19 protein-coding genes are annotated in these 20,963 nt (G+C 68.1%); 13 read left to right on the top strand and 6 right to left on the bottom strand.

Going from position 1 to position 20,963, the window contains the following annotated elements; all coding sequences use genetic code 11:
• The first annotated feature begins 2 nt into the window (after positions 1 to 2).
• On the top strand, positions 3 to 1,070 hold the full coding sequence (locus tag QRN07_RS14125) for a Gfo/Idh/MocA family protein (RefSeq protein WP_285241340.1): 1,068 nt from the start codon (positions 3 to 5) through the stop codon (positions 1,068 to 1,070).
• Here the strand turns inward: QRN07_RS14125 and ald are convergent.
• A complete protein-coding gene (gene ald, locus QRN07_RS14130; protein ID WP_050683604.1) occupies positions 1,067 to 2,185 on the bottom strand; it encodes an alanine dehydrogenase in 1,119 nt (372 codons plus the stop codon). The two genes, QRN07_RS14125 and ald, sit on opposite strands and share 4 nt — an antisense overlap.
• Before the next feature lie 233 nt (positions 2,186 to 2,418).
• Between ald and QRN07_RS14135 the strand changes: the two genes are divergently transcribed.
• On the top strand, positions 2,419 to 3,639 hold the full coding sequence (locus QRN07_RS14135; RefSeq protein WP_050683603.1) for a PucR family transcriptional regulator: 1,221 nt from the start codon (positions 2,419 to 2,421) through the stop codon (positions 3,637 to 3,639).
• Here QRN07_RS14135 and QRN07_RS14140 read toward each other — a convergent pair.
• Positions 3,636 to 4,025 carry a helix-turn-helix domain-containing protein gene (locus QRN07_RS14140; protein WP_285241341.1) on the bottom strand — a complete coding sequence of 130 codons (390 nt, stop codon included), beginning with the start codon at positions 4,023 to 4,025 and terminating at the stop codon, positions 3,636 to 3,638. The two genes, QRN07_RS14135 and QRN07_RS14140, sit on opposite strands and share 4 nt — an antisense overlap.
• 48 nt (positions 4,026 to 4,073) lie before the next feature.
• Between QRN07_RS14140 and QRN07_RS14145 the strand changes: the two genes are divergently transcribed.
• A complete protein-coding gene (locus QRN07_RS14145; RefSeq protein WP_285241342.1) occupies positions 4,074 to 4,859 on the top strand; it encodes an alpha/beta fold hydrolase in 786 nt (261 codons plus the stop codon).
• Positions 4,860 to 4,877: 18 nt separating this feature from the next.
• On the opposite strand, the gene ptsP is transcribed toward QRN07_RS14145, so the two are convergent.
• Positions 4,878 to 6,563, bottom strand: a complete 1,686-nt coding sequence (gene ptsP / locus QRN07_RS14150; RefSeq protein ID WP_050683600.1) for a phosphoenolpyruvate--protein phosphotransferase — start codon at positions 6,561 to 6,563, stop codon at positions 4,878 to 4,880.
• Positions 6,564 to 6,723: 160 nt separating this feature from the next.
• On the opposite strand from ptsP, the gene QRN07_RS14155 reads away from it, so the two are divergent.
• The 10 genes from QRN07_RS14155 (at position 6,724) to QRN07_RS14200 (ending at position 17,134) form a co-directional block, all read left to right on the top strand.
• Positions 6,724 to 7,449: a TetR/AcrR family transcriptional regulator gene (locus QRN07_RS14155; RefSeq protein WP_050683599.1), complete on the top strand. Its 726-nt coding sequence runs from the start codon at positions 6,724 to 6,726 to the stop codon at positions 7,447 to 7,449.
• 97 nt (positions 7,450 to 7,546) lie between these two features.
• A complete protein-coding gene (locus QRN07_RS14160) occupies positions 7,547 to 9,541 on the top strand; it encodes a PTS mannitol transporter subunit IICBA (RefSeq protein WP_050683598.1) in 1,995 nt (664 codons plus the stop codon).
• Positions 9,541 to 10,704 carry a mannitol-1-phosphate 5-dehydrogenase gene (locus QRN07_RS14165; protein ID WP_050683597.1) on the top strand — a complete coding sequence of 388 codons (1,164 nt, stop codon included), beginning with the start codon at positions 9,541 to 9,543 and terminating at the stop codon, positions 10,702 to 10,704. The genes QRN07_RS14160 and QRN07_RS14165 overlap by 1 nt, the downstream gene beginning before the upstream one ends.
• A gap of 200 nt (positions 10,705 to 10,904) precedes the next feature.
• A complete protein-coding gene (locus QRN07_RS14170; RefSeq protein WP_285241343.1) occupies positions 10,905 to 11,861 on the top strand; it encodes a siderophore ABC transporter substrate-binding protein in 957 nt (318 codons plus the stop codon).
• Positions 11,862 to 11,884: 23 nt separating this feature from the next.
• The gene (locus QRN07_RS14175; protein ID WP_285241344.1) at positions 11,885 to 12,892 is read left to right on the top strand and encodes an ABC transporter permease; all 1,008 of its coding nucleotides are present in this window, start codon (positions 11,885 to 11,887) and stop codon (positions 12,890 to 12,892) included.
• Positions 12,885 to 13,946: an iron chelate uptake ABC transporter family permease subunit gene (locus QRN07_RS14180; protein WP_285241345.1), complete on the top strand. Its 1,062-nt coding sequence runs from the start codon at positions 12,885 to 12,887 to the stop codon at positions 13,944 to 13,946. The genes QRN07_RS14175 and QRN07_RS14180 overlap by 8 nt, the downstream gene beginning before the upstream one ends.
• Positions 13,947 to 13,983: 37 nt before the next feature.
• Positions 13,984 to 14,742 (top strand): iron ABC transporter ATP-binding protein, encoded by a 759-nt coding sequence (locus QRN07_RS14185; RefSeq protein ID WP_285241346.1) that lies wholly within the window; start codon positions 13,984 to 13,986, stop codon positions 14,740 to 14,742.
• A 39-nt stretch (positions 14,743 to 14,781) separates the two neighbouring features.
• Positions 14,782 to 15,291, top strand: coding sequence for a GNAT family N-acetyltransferase (locus tag QRN07_RS14190; RefSeq protein WP_285241347.1), 510 nt, complete (start codon positions 14,782 to 14,784; stop codon positions 15,289 to 15,291).
• Between the two features lie 49 nt (positions 15,292 to 15,340).
• Positions 15,341 to 15,784 carry a MarR family winged helix-turn-helix transcriptional regulator gene (locus tag QRN07_RS14195; protein WP_200933647.1) on the top strand — a complete coding sequence of 148 codons (444 nt, stop codon included), beginning with the start codon at positions 15,341 to 15,343 and terminating at the stop codon, positions 15,782 to 15,784.
• Between the two features lie 108 nt (positions 15,785 to 15,892).
• Complete coding sequence (locus QRN07_RS14200; protein ID WP_050683592.1) at positions 15,893 to 17,134, top strand: MFS transporter; 1,242 nt, start codon at positions 15,893 to 15,895, stop codon at positions 17,132 to 17,134.
• Between the two features lies 1 nt (position 17,135).
• On the opposite strand, the gene QRN07_RS14205 is transcribed toward QRN07_RS14200, so the two are convergent.
• The 3 genes from QRN07_RS14205 to QRN07_RS14215 form a co-directional block, all read right to left on the bottom strand.
• Positions 17,136 to 18,737 carry a DUF6297 family protein gene (locus QRN07_RS14205; protein ID WP_285241348.1) on the bottom strand — a complete coding sequence of 534 codons (1,602 nt, stop codon included), beginning with the start codon at positions 18,735 to 18,737 and terminating at the stop codon, positions 17,136 to 17,138.
• Positions 18,724 to 19,410: an ABC transporter ATP-binding protein gene (locus tag QRN07_RS14210; protein WP_285241349.1), complete on the bottom strand. Its 687-nt coding sequence runs from the start codon at positions 19,408 to 19,410 to the stop codon at positions 18,724 to 18,726. The genes QRN07_RS14205 and QRN07_RS14210 overlap by 14 nt, the downstream gene beginning before the upstream one ends.
• 75 nt (positions 19,411 to 19,485) lie before the next feature.
• A complete protein-coding gene (locus QRN07_RS14215) occupies positions 19,486 to 20,925 on the bottom strand; it encodes a sugar porter family MFS transporter (protein ID WP_050683631.1) in 1,440 nt (479 codons plus the stop codon).
• Positions 20,926 to 20,963 lie beyond the last annotated feature (38 nt).

Genomic DNA, 20,963 nt, shown 5'->3' on the forward strand with positions numbered 1-20,963 from the left:
CCATGACCGGCATCCCCGAAGACCGCCCCATCCGCACTGCCATTGTGGGCTACGGCCTCTCCGGGAGCGTTTTCCACGCCCCGCTGATCGCCGCAGACCCCAGGTACGCCCTGGCCGTGGTGGCCACGTCCGATCCGGAGCGGCAGGCTGCGGCGCGGCAGCTCCAGGCCGCGGAGGTGGTGGCCGACGGCGGCGCGGTCCTTGAGCGTGCGGCCCACCTGGACCTGGTGGTCCTGGCCACCCCGCCGGCCACCCATTTCCCGCTCGCGAAGGCCGCGCTGGAGGCCGGGCTCGACGTGGTGGTGGATAAGCCTTTCGCGGTCACCAGCGCGGAAGGCCGGGAGCTGGTGGACCTGGCACGCAGCCTGGGCCGGGTCCTTACGGTCTTCCAGAACCGGCGCTGGGACGGTGACTTCCTGACCGTCCGGAAGCTCCTGGCAGCCGAGGCGCTGGGTCCCGTGACCCGCTTCGAATCCCGTTTCGAACGGTGGCAGCCCGTCATTTCGAAGGCCTGGAAGGCCACTGCCACGGCGGTGGATGGCGGCGGCACGCTCTTTGACCTTGGCAGCCACCTGATCGACCAGGCGCTGGTACTCTTCGGCCCGGCCAGGGTGGTCCACGCCGAGCTGCTGGCGCGCCGTTCGGACGAGCGCGTCGACGACGACGCTTTCCTGGTACTCCGGCACCGCTCGGGAGTGACCAGCCACCTCAGCATGAACATGCTCTGCGCCCAGCAGGGCCCGCGGTTCCGGATCCTGGGCTCGGTGGGTGGCTTCACCAAACACGGCGTGGACCCGCAGGAACCATATATCGCCGCAGGCGGCAGCCCACTGGACGCCGGATACGGCGTGGAAGCCCCGGAGTGGGCCGGGCTGCTGGGCCGGGACGGACACCTGGCCGCGCTGCCCACCGAACGGGGTGCGTACCCCGAGTTCTACCGGCTCCTCGCGGACCGGCTGGCCGGCGGTGGCACAGCTTCGACGGCGCCTTTGCCGGTGGACCCGGAAGACGCCGTCGAAACCTTGAAAATTATTGAAGCGGCCAGGGAGCTGGCCGGTTCGGCAGGCTAGGCGGAAACCAGTTCGTGCCAATCAGCCGTAAGCGGCAGGCCGTGGGCCTCGGACACGGAGTGGTGTGCCACGTGGCCTGCAGCGATGTTCAGGCCTGCAGCGAGGGCGGGGTCACGGTCAAACGCGGCCTTGACGCCCAGGTTGGCCAGCGACACGGCGTACCGGAGCGTGACGTTGGTCAGGGCGTAGGTGGACGTGTTGGGGACCGCGCCGGGCATGTTGGCCACGCAGTAGAAGATGGTGTTGTGGACCCGGTACGTGGGTTCCTGGTGCGTGGTGGGGCGGGTATCTTCGAAGCAGCCGCCCTGGTCCACCGCGATGTCCACCAGGACGGAGCCCGGCTTCATGCGGGCCACGAGGTCGTTGGTGACAAGCTTGGGTGCCTTGGCGCCGGGGATCAGCACGGAGCCGATCACCAGGTCCGCGTCGATGACGGACTTCTCGATTTCGTACTTGTTCGACGCCACGGTCTTGAGCCGGCCCTGGTACTGGGCGTCCAGTTCGCGCAGGCGGTTGATGTTGATGTCCATGATGGTGACGTCTGCACCCAGGCCCAGGGCCATGGCGGCGGCGTTGGTGCCCGCGACGCCGGCGCCGAGGACCACAACCTTGGCGGGGCGGACGCCCGGGACGCCGCCCAGGAGGACGCCCTTGCCGCCGGCGGGTGCCATCAGGGACGCGGCGCCCACCTGGACGGAGAGCCGGCCTGCGACCTCGGACATCGGGGCCAGCAGCGGCAGGGCCCGGCCGTCCTGGACGGTTTCGTACGCGATGGCGGTGACGCCGGCATTGATCAGTTCGCGGGTCAGTTCCGGCTCCGCGGCGAGGTGCAGATAGGTGAAAAGCACCAGGCCCTTACGGAACCGGTGGTACTCCGCGGCGATGGGTTCCTTGACCTTCATGACCATGTCCGCACGGCCCCACACATCATCCGCGTCGGTGACGATCTCGGCGCCCGCAATGGCGTATTCCTCGTCGGTGATCCCGGAACCGAGGCCCGCGCCGCGCTCCACCAGGACGGTGTGGCCGTGGCTTTGGAATTCGTGGACACCGGCGGCCGTAATGGCTACGCGGAACTCGTTGTTCTTGATTTCTTTGGGGACGCCGATGATCACGGGAAGCTCCAGGTTCTCGGCGGGATTCGCCGGAAAGTACTGATATTTGATGTACTTCCACGATAAATCCGGTTGTGAGCCAGCCGACATTGACCATCAGTGCCCGATGCCATGGTTCCCCGCCATTCCGGGACTTTCGATGGCCTGTGCTCGACACATGTCGAGGTCCGGGGCGGCAAGTGTCGCCTCATGTCCGTTCGTTGCGGCGGCCCGGCAGGCAGTACTGTGGGCCCATGCAGCAGCAGGGTGTGGAACAGCTCGTGGAACAGGTGGCGCAGAAACTGGGCCGCGGCCTCTCCCTGGAGGACCTCGACGGTTTGCTGCTCGCCTACAGCTCCAACCAGTCCCACGCCGACCGTGTCCGGGTCAACTTCCTGCTCAGCAAAAAAGTGCCGGCGGACGTCAGCGCCTGGCAGCTCTCCCACGGCATCGCCACCGCGGTGCGTCCGGTGGTGGTCCCTGCCAACCGCGCGCTGGGCATGCTGGGCCGCATCTGCGTCCCGCTGATGGTCCGCGGCTTCCGGGTGGGGTACCTCTGGGTCCAGCAGGACTCAGTGGAGGAAAGCCCGACGGCGATCCTCACCCAGTTGCCGGCCGTCAACCATGAGCTGGAGTCGCTGTCCGGGCTGCTGCTCGAATCCAACACCGCCGAATCGGAATTCCGCCGCGGCCGGGAACGCGAATTCCTGGCTGCCTGCGCGGGGGAGCCCAACGCCGTCGCTGCCGTGGCGGGCTGGAAGGAAGTCCAGGGCCGCGGACCCTGGCAGGTGGTGACCGTCCTGGACGCTGACGGCTGGGCCGGCGGTCCGGATTCTTTGGCCTCCACCCTGATCCACCGCTCCACAGCACTGCAGGCAACAGTGGGGGTGGACGCCGCGCTGTTCAGCGCCGGCACCGAGACGCATTCGGTGCTGCTGTTCCGCGAGTCAACGGGCCGGGCCAACCATGCGCAGGTGCTGGTGCACTACCAGCTGGAGCTGGCCAAGCGTTCGGGCCGGCCGGTCCACCGCATCATCTTAGGCATCAGCGAGGGCTTCGGCAGGACCCGGGGGCTGGCCGAGGCCTACCGCCAGTCGCGGCTGGCGGCGCAGGCCGCTGCGGTTGATCCGCAGCTGGGGGAACTGGTGGACTGCCGCTCCACCGGGGTGTACCAGCTCCTGGCCTCCGCCGGCGGTGGTGTGGGCGCCTGGGCGGACTCCGGTTCCGTGTACTTCCGGATGCTTGAGGACCACGACCGTAACGGCGAATTGATCCCGGTGCTGGAGCTGCTTTATGACAACGACGGCTCCGTGCAGGACGTGGCGGCCAGGCTGCACCTGCACCGCAGCAGCATCTACAACCGGCTGGGCCGGATCCGCCGGCTGCTGGGTGTTGATCCGCTCAAGGGGATGCCCCGGCTGGAACTCTCGGCGGCGCTGAAGATGCGGCGCTGGGCGGGCCGGCCCCGGATCTAGGCGGCCGGGCCCGCGGCGGCATCCCGCTTCTGCTGGTCCACCCAGGCCAGGATCGCCGCCAGCGGGATCCTGCGGTGGGTGCCGCGGTACTCCACCGGAATCTCGCCGCGGTCCGTCATGTTCCGCAGGTACGTGTGTGAGATGCCGGCAAGTTCGGCCGCCTTGGAGGTAGTGAGCATCTCCTCGACGCTGCTGACAGTCACCGCCTCGCTCCTGCCAAAACGCCGGAGCAGGTCCACTACCGCGTCGGCCGCCACTGGCGGAAGCCGATGGACTGTGCCGTCCACAAAGACGGTGATGTCCTCGCTTCCCTCCAGCGCGCGGGCCAGGCGCTCGGCATCGTCACGGGGCAGGGCGCCGGTCATCCTGGGAGCTATCAGTGCCATGGGATCAGCCTACCGGCGTCCTTCCGGGCCCGGCGGTATGCTCGGCCGATGACGTTAAGTGGCGGCCGGGCCGTGGAATCCGGCGGACTGCACGGCACCCTGTACGCAACGGCCGGCCCGCAGGCCGGCGGTGGGCAAAGGCCTGCCTACGTGTTGCTGCACGGTATTGGGGTTTCGCACCGGTATCTGTCCCGGCTGCACCGCGAACTGGCCCGGGACGCGGACGTCTACTCGTTCGACCTGCCGGGCTTCGGCGGGACTCCACGGCCGCCGCGGCAGCTGCAGGCGGCGGACTACGCCGCTTTTGTGCTCGGAGCCATGGCCGCCGAAAGGCCCGGCACCTTTGTGGTGGTGGGCCATTCCATGGGCAGCCAGTTCGCCGTTGAGGTGGCGCTGCAGGCACCCGACCGCGTTACGGCGGTGGTGCTGATGGGGCCGGTGGTGGACGCGGCCCGGCGGAGTGTGCCCCGGCAGGCCGCCGCGCTGACCAGGGACGCCATGTTCAGTGAATCCCCCGGCGCCAACAGCATCGTGTTCACCGATTACTTCCGGGCCGGGCCACGCTGGTACCTCACCGAGCTGCCGGTCATGATGGCCTATGCGATGGAGGACCGGCTGGCCGGCGTGGCCCAGCCGGTCCTGGTGCTCCGCGGCGCCAGGGATCCGGTGGCCCGGCTGCCGTGGTGCCGGCGGCTGGCTGCGGCGGCACGGAACGGCGCCGTGGCCGAAGTCGCCGGGCAGGGGCACGTCTTCCAGCACACGGCGGCCGGCGTGGCCGCGGCAGCCATCAGCAGCTGGGTGCGGGCCCCGGACGGCTTCGGCGTTACCGCCTGACCCGCAGCACCCGGTGGCTTAGAGGCCCAGCTCAGCCAGGACCGGCAGCTTCTCCCGGACCCAGTTCCGCGCCTCGGTGGCGCTCGGCGCCGACAGAGCCAGCTTGGCAAGTTCCTGCGCTTCGGCCAGGGTCACGGTCTTGAGCACTGCCGCAACAGCGGCCAGCGAACGGGCCGTCATGGACAGGGTGGTCACGCCGAGTCCGGTGAGGACGACGGCGAGGGCCGGGTCGGCAGCGGCCTCGCCGCAGACGCCAACAGGCTTGGCGTTTCCCTCGGCCCGGGAGCCTTCAACCGTGAGTCCCACCAGCCGCAGGACGGCGGGCTGCCAGGGGGTGTTGAGGTTGGCCAGCGGCCCGAGCTGCCGGTCCGCTGCCATGGCGTACTGGGTGAGGTCGTTGGTGCCCAGGCTGGCGAAGCCCACCTCGCGCAGGATCGCCTCAGCGGTCAGGGCGGCGGAGGGGACCTCCACCATGACGCCGGGCGTTTTGATGCCTGCGTCGGAGCACATGGAAGCGAACCGGGCCGCTTCCTCCGCCGTCGAAATCATCGGGGCCATAACCCACACGTCCGCCTCGGACTGCTTTTCGGCCAGGGCAATGGCTTCGAGCTGCCGGTCCAGGACCCCGGGTGTGGTGAAGTCGGTGCGGTACCCGCGGACGCCCAGGGCCGGGTTGGGCTCGGTGGAGTCGGTCAGGAACGGCAGCGGCTTGTCGGCGCCGGCATCCAGCGTCCGCAGGACCACCTTTTTGCCCGGGAAAGCGTCGAAAACGCTCTTGTAGGCCGCGGCCTGCTCCTCAACGGACGGCTCGGAGTCCCGTTCCAGGAAGCAGAACTCGGTGCGGAACAGGCCAACACCCTGCGCGCCCAGCTTGGCCGCCGCCTCAGCGTCCTTGCCGCCGCCAACATTCGCCAGCAGGGGCACCAGGTGCCCGTCCGCGGTGATGCCCGTGCCGCTGAATTCAGCCAGCAGGGACGCCGTGGCCGCCCAGGCCGTGGCAGCCTCGCGCAGCGAATCATCGGGAGCGGCCGTGATGGTACCGGCGGCGCCATCCACGTAGACCTCGGTGCCATCCTGGAGTTCATCCACGCCCACGGCGGCCACAACGGCCGGCAGGCCAAGGGAGCGCGCAATGATGGCCGTGTGGGACTGCGGACCGCCGCCGGCAGTCACCAGGGCCAGGACCTTGTTGGGGTCCAGGGTTGCGGTGTCAGCGGGCGCCAGGTCCTCGGCCACCAGCACAAACGGCGTGGCGGACGTGGGGATGCCGGGTGCCGGGACGCCGCGGAGCTCGGCCACAATCCGGGCCCGGACATCCAGGACGTCCGTGGCGCGCTCCGCCATGTAGCCGCCCAGGTTGTGGAGCATCTCCGAGACCGAGGAGCCGGATTCCCAGATGGCCCGCTCGCTGGAGATGCCCCTGGCCACCAACTTGGCTGCACCCTTGATCAACATGGTGTCCTTGGCCATCAGTGCCGTGGCTTCCAGGACGGCCTTGCCGTCCCCGATGGCGTGGGCTGCCCGGGCCTTAAGCTCGTCGTGGACCGACTGCGAGGCTGCTTTCAGCGCTGCAGTGGCTTCCTCCGCCGTGGTTCCTTCGGCCAGCTGTTCCCCCGCGGGCGGTTCGCTGATCGGTTTGGGCATCTGGCGGATGGTGCCGATGATGCGGCCGGGGCTGACGCCTACTCCTGGGAAGTTCTGCACTGAAGGTCCTATTCTCTGCCGGTAGCCAGGCCCGTCAAGATCTCCGGCGCCCTGCCGGTGCCGCCTGCGGACTGCTACGTCCGGAGGTGGAAAACGTGCCTGAAAAAATTGTATGTGATTCAGTTCATATAGCGATGCTATAGGTGCTAGGGTAGCGGTTATGAGTTTGGATGGCCAGCTTCCCCCGAAAATGCGGCTGCTCCGTGCTGCCGCGGAGCTGTTGGCCAAGTCTGCCGGCGCGCCCGTTTCCACCCGCCAGATCACGCAGCTGGCAGGGGTCACGGCGCCCACGCTTTACCACCACTTCGGTGACAAGGAAGGTCTGTTCGACGCCGTTGTCGCCGCAGGGTTTGAAGAGTACGTCGCGGGTGAAAGGGATTTTGCCCCCTCCGGAAAGCCTCTTGAGGACATCCGGAGAATGTGGGACAACCATGTCCAGTTTGGCCTTAACCAGCCGGAACTGTACCTGGTGATGTTCGGCAACATCCGCCCGGAAAACCGCCCCGCCATCGTCGCCGATGCCGAGGCGCTGATGGAGGAGATGCTGAACAAGGCAGCGGCGGCGGGCCAGCTGAACGTCCAGCCCCGGGAGGCGGCCAGGTCCATCCTGGCGGCCAACGTGGGTGTGACGCTCATGCTGATTGCGGAGCCCGCCACCGAACGCAACCTCGAACTGTCCACCATGACCCGGGATGCCATGATCTTTGCGGTGTCCGCCGAGCCTGCCAGCGGCTCGGCAGCGGGGGATTCCGGGAGATCCTCGGTGGTGGTGGCAGCGATAGCCCTGAATGCCGCGCTTCAGGCCTCGCACTCGGACCAGCTTTCCAGCTCGGAACTCAAGCTGTTCCTCGAATGGCTTCACCGCATCTCAGCCAGCCCGGCCTAGCCGCGGCACGGCAGGCGCACCCGTTCCATCAGCAGCACGTCGTCGGAAATCATCGGACCATCCTGCGGAGCAGCAGGAATGACGGTTAGGAAATCACATGGCAACAGAGACAGTTGCAAAACCACGCACCAGCGCGCGGGTCCACGTCCAAAAGTTCGGGACCTTCCTGTCCGGCATGATCATGCCCAACATCGGCGCGTTCATCGCCTGGGGCCTCATCACGGCCCTGTTCATTGAAAAGGGCTACATCCCGATCCCCGAACTGGGCGGTTTCGGAACCAACGCCGACGGCGATCCCAACGTGGGCATCGTCGGGCCCATGATCACCTACCTGCTGCCCCTCCTGATCGGCTACACCGGCGGCCGCATGGTCCACGATGTCCGCGGCGGCGTGGTGGGGGCCATCGGCACCATGGGCGTCATTGTGGGCGCCGGCATCCCCATGTTCATCGGCGCCATGATCATGGGGCCCCTGGGCGGCTGGACCATGAAAAAGCTCGATGCGTTGTGGGATGGCAAGATCCGGCCCGGCTTCGAGATGCTGGTCAACAACTTCTCCGCCGGCATCTGGGGCGCCATCCTGGCCCTGATCGGGTTCTTCGCCATCTCCCCCCTGGTTGCGGCCTTCACGGACGCGGCCGGCAAGGTGGTGGAGTTCCTGGTGAACAACGGCCTGCTGCCGCTGACGAGCATCTTCATTGAACCTGCCAAGGTCCTCTTCCTGAACAACGCCATCAACCATGGCGTGCTGACACCCCTGGGCATCCAACAGGCGCAGGTGGACGGCAAATCGATCCTGTTCCTCCTCGAAGCCAACCCCGGCCCGGGCCTGGGCATCCTGCTGGCCTTTATGCTGTTCGGCCGTGGCGCCGCCAAGGCCTCCGCCCCCGGCGCAGCAATCATCCACTTCTTCGGCGGCATCCACGAGATCTACTTCCCGTACGTCCTGATGAAGCCGGCCCTGATCCTCGCCGCCATCGCCGGCGGCATGACCGGCATCGCCACCCTGTCCCTGACCGGCGCTGGTTTCCGGGCCCCGGTGGCCCCGGGCTCCATCATCGCCGTCTACGCGCAGGCCGCCAGTGACAGCTACATTGGCGTCACCCTCGCTGTTGTGCTGGCCACCGCGGCATCCTTCCTGGTGGCAGCGGTCATCCTCCGGGCGTCCAAGGACAAGGGCGAGGGCGACCTCAGCGCCGCCACCTCCAGGATGGAGGGCATGAAGGGCAAAAAGAGCTCTGTCTCCAGTCACCTGGGCGGCGGTTCCGGCAACGTTGCAGTGCTCGCCGGTCCGGTCCGCTCCGTGGTTTTCGCGTGCGACGCCGGTATGGGCTCCAGCGCCATGGGCGCCTCGGTGCTTCGGAACAAGATCAAGGCGGCAGGCTTCCCTGACGTCAAGGTCACCAATTCGGCCATCGCCAACCTGAGCGACACCTACGACATCGTGGTGACGCACCAGGACCTGACCGAACGGGCCATGCCGGCCACCGCCAGCGCCACCCATTACTCGGTGGACAACTTCATGAACAGCCCCAAGTACGACGAGATCGTTGAGCTGGTCCGGCAAAGCAACTCCGACGCCGGTACGGCAGCACACGCCTCCGAGGCCGCAGCGCCCGCCCCGGCGGCTGCGGCGGAACCCGCCGCAACCGCCCCCGGCGCAGACATCCTGGCCCGCGAAAGCGTGGTGCTGACCGGATCGGCCACCACCCGTGACGCGGCCATCGACGAAGCCGGCCGGCTGCTCCTGGCCCGCGGCGCCGTGGACCAGGGCTACGTTGACGCCATGCACGAACGCGAGGAATCGGTGTCCACCTACATGGGCAGCTTCCTGGCCATCCCGCACGGCACCAACGCCGCCAAGGACCACATCATCAAGTCCGCCGTCTCGGTGATTCGCTACCCGCAGGGCATCGACTGGAACGGCAAGCAGGTCAAGTTTGTGGTGGGCGTGGCCGGCGTCAACAACGAACACCTGCACATCCTGTCCTCCATCGCCAAGGTCTTCACGGACAAGGCCCAGGTGGCCCGCCTCGAGGAAGCCACCACCGTGGAGGAAGTCCTGGAGCTCTTCGGAAAGGTCAACTCATAGTGAAGTCAGTACATTTCGGCGCCGGCAATATCGGCCGCGGCTTCGTGGGGCTGCTGCTCCACGAGGCCGGCTACGAGGTGGTGTTTGCAGACGTTGCGGAAGGTTTGATCGACCAGCTGTCAGCGGCTTCCAGCTACCGGGTCCACGCGGTGGGGGAGGAGCCCACGGTGCATTCCGTGGACAACTTCCGGGCGCTGAACTCCGGCAGCCAGGAAGCCGACCTGGTCGCGGAGATCGCCACGGCAGACGTGGTGACCACCGCCGTCGGACCCCACATCTTGAAGTTCGTGGCACCCGTGATCGCCAAGGGCCTCGCGGCGAGGTCCGCGGACCTCGCGCCACTGCAGGTGATGGCCTGCGAAAACGCCATCAACGCCACGGACATCCTGGCCGCCGAAGTGGGTGCCAGTCCGGAAGCCGGCCAGGGTGCGCTGGCCGGCCGCGCGGTGTTCGCCAACACCGCCGTGGACCGGATCGTCCCCAACCAGGAACCCGGCCAGGGCCTGGACGTCACGGTGGAGACGTTTTACGAGTGGGTCATCGACCGGACACCGTTCGCCGGGAACGCCCCGGAAATCCCCGGCGCCACATTTGTGGACGACCTCGCGCCGTACATTGAACGGAAGCTCTTCACCGTCAACACGGGGCACGCCTCGGCCGCCTATTTCGGGTTTGAAGCCGGGCTGGAGAAGATCTCGGACGCCATGGCGGACCAGGACGTGGCCGAGGACGTACGCGCCGTGCTGGCGGAGACCAAGCAGCTGCTGGTCTCCAAGCACGGCTTCAACGCCGATGAGCAGGAAGCCTACGTCCAGAAGATCCTGGTCCGGTTCTCCAACCCGCACCTCCCGGACACCGTGAACCGGGTGGGCCGGGCGCCCCTGCGCAAACTCAGCCGGAACGAACGGTTTGTGGGTCCCGCCGCGCAGCTGGCGGAACAGGGCATCGTCCCGGAGGCGCTCCTGGGGGCCATGGCGGCGGCCCTGCGCTTCAACGACCCCGCCGATGCCGAAGCCACTGAACTGGCGCAGATCCTGGCGTCCGCCAGCGCCGCGGATGCCACGGCCAGGATCACCGGGCTGGAGCCGGGCCACCCACTGTTCCAGGCGGTGGCAACCCTGGTGGAAGAGCGCCAGGCCGAGGTGGCCGGTACTCCCGCCTGAGCCGCAGCCCGGCCCGCCGGGTGCTTGACCACTGCCCGCGACGCCGGCACCCACCTGGGTGCCGGCGTCGTTGTGTGTGATCCGCCGCACAATATGCACCGCATGACGTTTTCCGTTTTGAAGTTAGCCTTTCCTTACTTATAGGCTTCCCGGTATTAGGCAACAGAGTTGTGACGTATTACCGGAAACTGGAGAATGACGTGAAGAAGAGACTGTCGAGCTACCTGGGGGCGCTTGCGACGGGGGCGGCCCTCCTGGCCGTGACCGCATGCGGCGGGAGCGCAACAGCAACGTCCGTTGAAGGGGAAGCCAGGACGATCACCGTGGAGCACGCCCAGGGCAGCACCGCAGGAGTTCCGGTCAACCCGGAGAAGGTCTTCACGTTTGACCTTGGCATCCTCGACACCATGGATGCCCTCGGCGTGGACCCGGCCGGTGTCCCCGAAGCCAGCTACCCCGCATCCCTGGAAAAGTACGCCGACGCCAAGTACACCAAGATCGGCTCCCTGAAGGAACCCGATTTTGAAGCCGTCAGCGCCGGCGACCCGGACCTCATCATCATCACCGGCCGCACCGCCGGCGCGTACGCCGAGTTGAGCAAGATCGCCCCCACGATCGACCTGTCCATCGACGCCAAAGACCCGATGGCCAGCTTCAAGTCCCAGAGCGAAAAGCTGGGGGCCATCTTCGACAAGTCGGCAGCAGTTGAAGAGCAGCTCGCGGCCGTGGACGCCACCGTGACTGAAACCAAGGCCAAGGCCAAGGCCGCCGGCGCCGGCAAGGGCCTGATCGTGCTGACCTCCGGCGGCGAAGTCACGGCCTACGGCGCAGGCTCGCGCTTCGGCATCATCCACGACGTCCTGGGCGTGCCCACCGCCGCGGAGGTCAAGAGCGAGGGCAGCCACGGCGAAGCCGTCTCCTTCGAGTACATCAAGGCGACCAACCCGGACATCCTCTACGTCATCAACCGCGATACCGCGATCGGCACCGAAGGTTCCACCGCCAACCCCATCCTGGACAACGAGCTGGTCAGGTCCACCAACGCCGCCAAAAACGGCAGGATCGTCAACCTGGACCCCGCCGGCTGGTACATCGTGGGCTACGGCCTGAACAACGTCAAGGCCATGGTTGATGCCGTGGCCGGCTCCGTAGCCTGAGCCCAGCCCGGTTTGCCGCAGCCATGACCGTCACCGCCGTGCGCCCGGCCGCGCCGGCAACTCCCAGCCAGGCCCGCAGGACTGCGGGCCTGGCTGCGGCCGTTGCCGGCGTGCTGGCACTGGCCGTGGCCAGCATGTTCATCGGCGTCAGCGACGTCTCCCTCCCCGCCCTGCTGTCCGGCGACCAGGCAACAGCCGAGGTTTTCTGGATTTCCCGGGTGCCGCGGACCCTGGCCGTGGTCCTCGCCGGCATGGCCGTGGCCGTAGCCGGGCTCATCATGCAGCTCATGGCCCGGAACCGGTTTGTGGAACCCTCCACCGTGGGCACCGTTGAAGCCGCCACCCTGGGCATCCTGGTGGTCACCGTCTTCGCCCCCGCCGCCCCCATGCTGGTCAAGATGCTGGTGGCCAGCGGGTTCGCCCTGCTGGGAACGGCGCTTTTCCTGGCCATCCTCCGCCGCCTGCCCGTCCGCAACACGCTCCTCATTCCGCTGGTGGGCATCATGCTGGGCGGCGTCATCGCCGCCATCACCACCTTCTTCGCCTACCGCTTCGACCTCCTGCAGACGCTCAGCAACTGGATGATCGGCGACTTCTCCGGCGTGCTGCGGGGCCGCTACGAACTGCTCTGGATCGTAGCGGTCCTGATGCTGGTGGGCCTCCTGGCGGCGGACCGTTTCACCGTAGCCGGCATGGGACAGGACTTCACCACCAACCTGGGCCTCAACTACGCCCGCACCATGCGGCTGGGACTGGTGATTGTCTCGCTGATCTCCGCCGTGGTGGTCACCACCGTGGGCGCGGTCCCATTCCTGGGGCTGGTGGTGCCCAACATCGTCTCCCTGGTCTTCGGTGACAACCTCCGCCGGTCCGTCCCCTGGACCGCCCTGATGGGGGCCGCGTTTGTGCTGGCCTGCGACATCATCGGCCGCACCATCCGCTACCCCTACGAGGTCCCGGTGGGCATGGTGATGTCCGTGGTGGGCGCCATCGTGTTCCTCATCCTGATCCTGAAGAAGCGCAATGCCTGAAACAGCCCCTGCCCCTGCCCGCCCCGGTGTGCCCGCTGGCCCCCGGGTGCCGCATGGTCCGGCCCGGACCGGAGCCGGCCGCCGCCTCAAAGCCGCCATCCGCAACGCCCAACCGCACCTGGTGGCGGCCGTGCTGCTGGTCCTGGCGGCCGCCGTCGTCTGTTTGTTCCTGTTCTTCGACCTCAAGGGGAACGTGGGCTACATCCTGCCCCGCCGCGCCATCAAGGTGGCCGCCATGCTGCTGGTAGCGGTGGCTGTGGGCGTGTCCACCCTGCTGTTCCAGACCGTCACCGCCAACCGCATCCTGACGCCCTCCATTATGGGCTTCGACTCGCTGTACATCCTGATCCAGACGGCCCTGACGTTCACGCTGGGCGCCGCCACCGTCGTGGCCGCACCGCCCACCCTGCAGTTCGGCCTCGAGGTGCTGCTGATGGTGGCCTTCAGTGCGCTGCTGTACCGCTGGATGTTCACCGGCGCCGCCCGGTCCCTGCACCTGCTCCTGCTGGTGGGCGTGATCCTGGGCAGCCTGTTCCGGGGCTTCTCCTCCCTGCTGCAGCGGCTGATGGAACCCAGCGAATTCATCATCCTGCAGGACCTCTTTTTCGCCTCCTTCAACAACGTGGATCCCGCCCTGCTGGGAGTCTCCGCGCTGATCATCCTGGCCGTCTGCGCCGCCGTGTGGCGTTCCCGGCACACCCTGGATGTCCTGGCGCTGGGCCGCGAAGTGGCCATCAACGTGGGGGTGGACCACCGGCGGGTGGCCATGCTGGTGCTGCTGGGTTGCTCGCTGCTGGTGGCCGTCTCCACGGCGCTGGTAGGACCCGTGACCTTCTTCGGCCTGCTGGTGGTCAGCCTGGGCTACCAGCTGTGCCGCGGGTTCAGCCACGCCTGGCTGCTGCCCATCGTCGTGCTGATCGGCGCCGTGGCCCTGGTGGGCGGCCAGCTGGTCCTGGAAAAGGTCTTCGGCTTCGGCACCGCCCTGAGCGTTGTCATCGAATTCACCGGCGGCATCCTGTTCCTCTACCTGCTCCTGAAAGGCTCGCTCAAATGATCCGCCCCACCCCCCGCTCCGGCTTCGGGGCCCGGCCATGATCGAAGTCCGCAACGTCTCCAAGAGCTACGGCGGCGTGGCCGTCCTGGACGACGTCACCTGCACCATCCCCCAGGGCGGCATCACCTCCATCATCGGGCCCAACGGCGCCGGGAAATCCACCCTGCTGGCCCTGATCAGCAGGCTGCAGCCGCTGGAATCCGGCGCCGTCTCGGTGGCGGGGCTGGACGTCGCCGGCACCGACAGCCGCGAGCTGGCACGGACCATGGCCATCCTGCGGCAGGAAAACCACCTCACCATGCGGCTCACCGTGCGCGACCTGGTGGCTTTTGGCCGGTTCCCGCACTCCGGCGGCCGCCCCACGGTGGCGGACAAGGCCAAGATCGAGGAAGCCATTGGCCACCTCGACCTGACGCCCATGGCGGACAAGTTCGTTGATGAGCTCTCCGGCGGCCAGCGCCAACGCGCCTTTATCGCCATGGTGCTGGCCCAGGACACCTCCTACCTCCTGCTGGACGAGCCGCTCAACAACCTGGACATGAAGCACTCCGTGGAGATGATGCGGCTGCTCCGCCGCCTGGCCGACGACCTCGGCAAAACGGTGGTGCTGGTGGTCCACGACATCAACTTCGCGTCCTGCTACTCGGACACCATCCTGGCCATGAAGGACGGCCGGCTGGTCCACCAGGGCAGCCCCCGGCAGATCATGCAGCAGGCCATGCTGCGCGACGTCTACGACATCGACATCCGGATCGAGGAAATCGGCGGGAACCGGATCGGGGTCTACTTCTCCTGAACTCGCCCGACGCCGGGGCGCACGGGTAGCGTGGGGCGCATGACGACGCCCCCCGCAGCGCTCCTGTCCACCGATGTTGCCGGCGGCACGTTCCTCCTGCGTGAGGCCACCAGCGCGGATCTTCCGGACATCCTGCGGCTCCTCGCCGATGACCGGCTGGGCGCCGGCCGCGAGGACCAGGCAGACCTCGCACCGTACCTGGCAGCGTTCACCGCGATCGACGCCGACCCCGCCCACCATCTGGTGGTGGGCCGGTTCCTTGGCCAGGACGGCAGCGACACCATGGCTGCAACCTGCCAGCTGAGCATGCTCCCCGGCCTTTCCCGGCAGGGGTCGTGGCGCGCGCAGATCGAAGCTGTCCGCGTGGCGGCGGAGCTGCGGAGCCACGGCCTGGGCGGGATCATGATCCGGTGGGCCATTGCGGAGTCCCGGCGCCGGGGCTGCACCATGGTGCAGCTGACCACCGACAAGTCCCGGACCGACGCGCAGCGCTTCTACTCCCGGCTGGGGTTCACGGGCAGCCACCTGGGCATGAAGCTGGTCTTCTGATGCAAGGCCACTTGACCATTAGGCACCCTAACTATTAGGATACCTAAGTATGAGTATCCCTCTGATCACCGACCCCCAGTTGCTGGCCCTGGCCCAGGATTTCCGCGAAAACCTGCGCCTGAGCGTCTACCTGGCCCGGCGGCTCGATTCGGAAGGGGAGCTCAGCTCGGTCCAGATCAGCACACTCAAGATGCTGTTCGACGGCGGCGTCCGGGTGGGGGACATTGCCCGCAACCTCGGCGTCAAGGTTCCCAGCGCCACGGAACAGATCATCAAGCTCGAGAAAGCCGGCCTGGCCAGCCGGGGCCCGGATCCGCACGACTCCCGCGCCGTCCTGGTGGACATCACGCCGGCGGGGCGCAGCGCCGTCGACGCCGCCAACCGCAAACGTAACGCGGCCGTGGCCGCCATCCTCGAATCCCTCGATGACAACGACCGGGCCGCCCTGGCGGCGGCGCTGCCCGTCATCGCGAAGATCAACGCCGCAGGCTGACCACCCCGCCGGGATGCCCGGCCACCACGCGCCGCCCGCACGTCCGGCGCGCACACCGCCGTCGACCCCAAAAGTCGACGCAAACCCGTGAATCAGGAGATTTTTCCCATGAAGGGCACGCTCGCAGGAGCACAGCCGGCAGCAGCACTGCCGGACGCAGAAGACACCCTCAAGGCCGAAAAGGCATCGTTCCTCAAACAGCCCAAGGCTGTGTGGGCCACCGCGATCGCCGCCGTGTTTGCGTTTATGGGCATCGGGTTGGTTGACCCCATCCTCCCCGCCATCGCCAAGAACCTGGACGCCAGCCCCAGTGAAGTATCACTGCTGTTCACCAGCTACTTCCTGGTCACCGCCATCGCCATGCTGGTGACCGGCTGGGTGTCGTCACGGATCGGCGGCAAGCGGACCCTCCTGATCGGCCTGGGCATCATCGTGGTGTTTGCCTCGCTCAGCGGCACCGCCACCAGCGTCAACGAACTGGTCGGCTTCCGCGCCGGCTGGGGCCTGGGCAACGCCCTCTTTGTAGCCACCGCGCTGGCGGTCATCGTCGGCGTGGCCAGCGGCGGCGCCGGAACAGCCATCATCCTCTATGAGGCAGCCCTCGGCCTGGGCATCTCGCTCGGCCCCCTCCTGGGTGCCCTGCTGGGCGGCTGGCAGTGGCGGGCTCCGTTCTTCGGCACCGGTGTGCTGATGGCCATCGCCTTCATCGCCCTCCTGGCGCTGCTGCCCAAAACCCCCAAGCCCCAGGCCAAGGTCCGGCTCCGCGACCCGCTCCTGGCCCTGGGCCACAAGGGCCTGCGCACCACCGCCGCCAGCGGCCTCTTCTACAACTACGGCTTCTTCACCATCCTGGCCTTCACCCCCTTCATCCTGGGCATGGACGCCTACGGCATCGGTGGCGTGTTCTTTGGCTGGGGCGTGGCAGTTGCAGTGTTCAGCGTGTTTGTGGCCCCCGTCCTGCAGAACAGGTTCGGCGCCGTCAAGGTCCTCACCGGCACCCTCACGCTGCTGCTGCTGGACCTGGTGGGCATCGGCCTGGCCGCCGGAAACTCGGTGCCCGCAGTAGTGGTCCTGGTCATCGTGGCCGGCGCGCTGCTGGGCGTCAACAACACCGTGTACACGGAACTGGCCATGGGCGTCTCCGACTCACCCCGGCCCGTCGCGTCCGCCGGCTACAACTTCGTCCGCTGGATGGGCGGCGCCCTGGCACCCTTCCTGGCGGCCCAGCTGGGTGAGCATTTCGGCCCGCAGGTGCCGTTCTTCGCCGGAGCCGTGGCCATGGCCGTGGCCATCCTGGTGGCGTACAGCGGCCGCAAGTACCTGACGGCGCACGAACCGCACCTGGTCTGAGCTACCGCCCGGCGCCGGGCCGCGCGGGACCGGACAGCAGGACGAGCAGCACCGCCGCCCCGCTCACCACCGCCTGGGCCGCCAGCAGTGCCGGGAAGGCCTGGCCCAGGTACAGGGCCAGGCCCGTGGGCAGCAGGCACAGGATGGTGGCATCCAGTCCGCGCAGCAAGGAAGCCAGTTGGGTCCGGGGAACCGGGCCCATCGGCGTATCCACCGGCGGCAGGGTCCAGTCGGCCGCGGGCCGGGTGGCGCCCCGGACCGTCCCGGCGCCCATTCCCAGGCCGGCCAGCGCGCCCATCAGCACCAGCAACGGCCCGCCGGCCCCCAGCAGCACCAGCGTTCCCGTCAGCACCGTCATCCACAGGGCAAGGGCGGCGGCCGGCATCAGCATCCTGCTGGCGCGGACCTGGGCAGGGGACAGCGGCAGGAGGGCGTCCAGTTCGGGCAGCAGGGCCGTCCGACGGGCCACCGTCCCCATTCCGCTGGCCACGGCGCACCCGGCCACAGCCACAAAGGCCAGCTGCATCGGCGCCGGAAGGCCGGCGTCGGAAATCATCAGCGCCAGGCAGGCGGCCAGCCACAGCCCGGGAGCGGTAAACCCTGGCTGCAAGCGGAGGAATGCGGCAATGTCCGCCCTGACCAGTCCGGCCAACGGACCCCGCGTGGGCCGCCGGTACAGCTCAGCGGCGCGTCCGGCCGCCGCGGGCCGGGGTTCGCCGGCAAGGGAGCGGAGCAGCTCGTTTGCATCCAGGAAAAACACCGACGCCCCGGCGTGGCCGGACACGGCGCCGCCCCGGATCAGTTCGGTGCTGCCGACGGTTCCCGCGCGCCGGAGGGCAACCGTCAAAACGACGACGGCGGCAGCCACCGCCACCGCCAGCGCCACCGCTCCCAGCCCCGGCATCCCCGGCGGCCAGCCGGTGCCCGCGACCCGCGGCAGGAGGGCCAGCAGGGCAAGGACCAGCGCAATGACGGCAGCCCCGGCCCGGCGGCCGGTACGCGCACCCTGCGGCCCGAGCTGCAGGATGGCGGCGGCGCCCAGGACGGTCAGGGCGGCTGCGCCGAAGGTTGCCGCGGCCGCGGCATGCGCGCCAACCGACAGGTCCAGGCCAGTCAACAGGCTGAACGGCAGGTAGCCCACGGCGCTGCCCAGCCCCACCCACATGATCCGGCGCCGGAAGGTGGGCAGCACCATCGGGCCCCTGTCCACAGGCAACGGCAGCCACCAGGCGCCCTGCGCGCCGGTGACAGCCACCGGACCAAGGCGGCGGGCCACGGTGAGGATGCCCGCGAGGGCCGCGTACGTCATGAGGAACCACAGGACGGCGGCCGGCAGCTGCAGCGGACTTCCCGTAACCAGGCCGCTTCGCCCGGGATCGTTGCCTTCGATCCCGTCCCGGAGGGCAAACACGAAGGAGACCGCCATCGCGGCCGCGCAGCCGAACGCCAGGACGGACGTGTAGATGTCTGCAAAGGCATCTCCCAGGCTTGTCAGGGAGCGGTTGTAGGTTCGCGACTGCGCCCTGGTGAAGGCCACTGCTTCCCGGGCCAGCCGGCGTTCCGGCCCGGGCGTGACCAGACCGGGAGCCTTAGAGGCCTGCAATGAATGCCGCCCCTTCGTCAGCCGGGACCGTGGCCACCTCCGCCTTGATCACCAGGCAGGAAGTGGCTGTCCGGACCAGGAGCGTGGGATCGTGCGTCACCAGCAGGACAGCCCCGCCGGCGGCAGCGTGCTCCCGGATCCGGCCGGCCAGGGCGTCACGCATCACGGGGTCCAGCCGCTGTTCCGGTTCATCGAGGATCAGCAGCGAGGCCGGCCGGATAAACCCCGCGGCCAGCAGCAGCCGCCGCCGCTGCCCTGATGAGAGGGTGTCCGGAACCGCTGTGGCCCGGTCAGTGAGGCCAAAAAAGTCCAGTTCGGCGGCCACGCATTCCTCCGCGTTGGCCAGCGAATGGCCACGGGCCACCAGGAGCAGGTGCTCGGCCACGCTGAGGGACGGAAAGAAGAGGTCGTCGTCGAACACTGCTGCGACCTGCCGGCGGAAGTTCACCGCGTCCCGGTCCGCCAGCAGGCCGTGGATCCGGACGTCGCCGGAGAGCGCCGGCTGGCGCCCGGCAAGGGTCTGCGCCACGGTGGACTTGCCGGCCCCGTTGACTCCCACCACGCCCAGGATCTCGCCGGCCCTTACCGCCAGGGTGACTTCGCCGCACACCGGCACGCCGCCGTACCCCACCAGCAGCTGCCCGGCCTCAAGTACCGCCCCCGATTCCGTCATCCTCCAAACCTATCGGGACGGTTCAACCGGGGACGCCGCCGGAAGGATGACGCCGGGAGGATGAGGGCCGGGGGATCAGCCCTTTTTGGAGCCCTTGGCCACAAACAGGGTTTCCGCCTGCTCCAGCGACATGCCGTTGGTCTCCGGGACCTTGAACATCACAAAGAAGAAGGACGCCGCCGCGAACAGTGCGTACATGGCGTAGGTCAGCGGCAGCGAGCCGGCTGCCATGACCGGGAAGCTGAGGGTGATGGCGAAGTTTGCCACCCACTGCGCTGCTGCCGCCACACCCAAGGCGCGGGCCCGGATCCGGGACGGGAAGATCTCGCCCAGCAGCACCCACACCAGCGGTCCCCAGGAGGCGCCGAAGCTGACCACAAAGATGTTGGCGGCCACCAGTGCCACCGGCCCCCAGGCGCCGGGCAGGGTGATGTCTTCACCAGAACCGGTGGCCGAGGAGAACGCTAGGGCCATGGTGCCCAGGGAGACCGCCATGCCGATGGAACCGGTCAGCAGAATGGGGCGGCGGCCGATCCGGTCCACCAGGGCAATGGCAACCAGGGTCACCAGGATGTTGGTGACAGCCGTAGCCACGGAGATGGTGAGGGAGTCCTCCTCGCGGAAGCCCACCGCCTTCCAGAGCGTGGTGGAGTAGTAGAAGATCACGTTGATGCCCACGAACTGCTGCAGCACGGACAGGGTAATACCCACCCAGACCACTGCCTGCAGGCCGAAGGTCTTTCCGCGCAGCGAGCCCTTCTGGCCGGCCAGCTTGTCCTCTTCGATGGCATCCCGGATTTCCCGGATCTGCCGGTCGGTATCCTCGGCGGGGGCAATGGTGCCGAACACCTTGCGGGCCTCGTCCTCCTTGCCCAGGAACACCAGGAAGCGCGGTGACTCGGGAAGCGTGAAGGCCACCCAGCCGTACACAACGGCCGGAACGGCTGCGGCCAGGAACATCCACCGCCAGGCTTCGATTCCCAGCCAGAAGGGCTGGTCGGCGCCGCCGGCGGTGTTGGCGAAGAGTGCGTCGGAAAGCAGTGCGGCAAAAATGCCGGTGGTGATGGCCAGCTGCTGCAGCGAGGCCAGCCGGCCGCGGACCTTGCGGGGGGAGATCTCGGAGATATACGCCGGCGCGATCACTGACGCCAGGCCGATGCCCAGGCCGCCCACCAGGCGCCAGAAGACCAGGTCCCAGACACTGAAGGCGAACCCGGTGCCGATGGCGCTGACCAGGAAGAGCAGTGCGCCCAGCTTCATGGCGGGGATGCGGCCGTAGCGGTCCGCCACCTTACCGGCAAGGTAGGCGCCCACGGCGCAGCCCAGGAGGGCGATGGCCACGGCGAACCCGGTGACGGCCTCGGACAGCGCGAATTCATCCTTCATTGCGTCCACGGCACCGTTGACCACGGACGAGTCGAAGCCGAACAGGAATCCGCCCACTGCGCCTGCGAGCGCCAGCCAGATCACCCGCCGCGGGATTTTGGCGTTTGACTGCTCCTGGTCAGTGGGCATGGTGCTCCCTGGGTTGTTGGGATGGAGGTGTGTGGCGC

This window comes from Pseudarthrobacter sp. MEB009 (genome assembly GCF_030208875.1).
Lineage (GTDB): Bacteria > Actinomycetota > Actinomycetes > Actinomycetales > Micrococcaceae > Arthrobacter.

Coding starts and splice junctions, on each gene's coding strand:
- QRN07_RS14125 (WP_285241340.1), top strand. CDS start 3: ATGACCGGCATCCCCGAAGACCGCCCCATCCGCACTGCCATTGTGGGC.
- QRN07_RS14135 (WP_050683603.1), top strand. CDS start 2,419: ATGCAGCAGCAGGGTGTGGAACAGCTCGTGGAACAGGTGGCGCAGAAA.
- QRN07_RS14140 (WP_285241341.1), bottom strand. CDS start 4,025: ATGGCACTGATAGCTCCCAGGATGACCGGCGCCCTGCCCCGTGACGAT.
- QRN07_RS14145 (WP_285241342.1), top strand. CDS start 4,074: ATGACGTTAAGTGGCGGCCGGGCCGTGGAATCCGGCGGACTGCACGGC.
- QRN07_RS14155 (WP_050683599.1), top strand. CDS start 6,724: ATGAGTTTGGATGGCCAGCTTCCCCCGAAAATGCGGCTGCTCCGTGCT.
- QRN07_RS14160 (WP_050683598.1), top strand. CDS start 7,547: ATGGCAACAGAGACAGTTGCAAAACCACGCACCAGCGCGCGGGTCCAC.
- QRN07_RS14175 (WP_285241344.1), top strand. CDS start 11,885: ATGACCGTCACCGCCGTGCGCCCGGCCGCGCCGGCAACTCCCAGCCAG.
- QRN07_RS14180 (WP_285241345.1), top strand. CDS start 12,885: ATGCCTGAAACAGCCCCTGCCCCTGCCCGCCCCGGTGTGCCCGCTGGC.
- QRN07_RS14185 (WP_285241346.1), top strand. CDS start 13,984: ATGATCGAAGTCCGCAACGTCTCCAAGAGCTACGGCGGCGTGGCCGTC.
- QRN07_RS14190 (WP_285241347.1), top strand. CDS start 14,782: ATGACGACGCCCCCCGCAGCGCTCCTGTCCACCGATGTTGCCGGCGGC.
- QRN07_RS14195 (WP_200933647.1), top strand. CDS start 15,341: ATGAGTATCCCTCTGATCACCGACCCCCAGTTGCTGGCCCTGGCCCAG.
- QRN07_RS14200 (WP_050683592.1), top strand. CDS start 15,893: ATGAAGGGCACGCTCGCAGGAGCACAGCCGGCAGCAGCACTGCCGGAC.
- QRN07_RS14210 (WP_285241349.1), bottom strand. CDS start 19,410: ATGACGGAATCGGGGGCGGTACTTGAGGCCGGGCAGCTGCTGGTGGGG.
- QRN07_RS14215 (WP_050683631.1), bottom strand. CDS start 20,925: ATGCCCACTGACCAGGAGCAGTCAAACGCCAAAATCCCGCGGCGGGTG.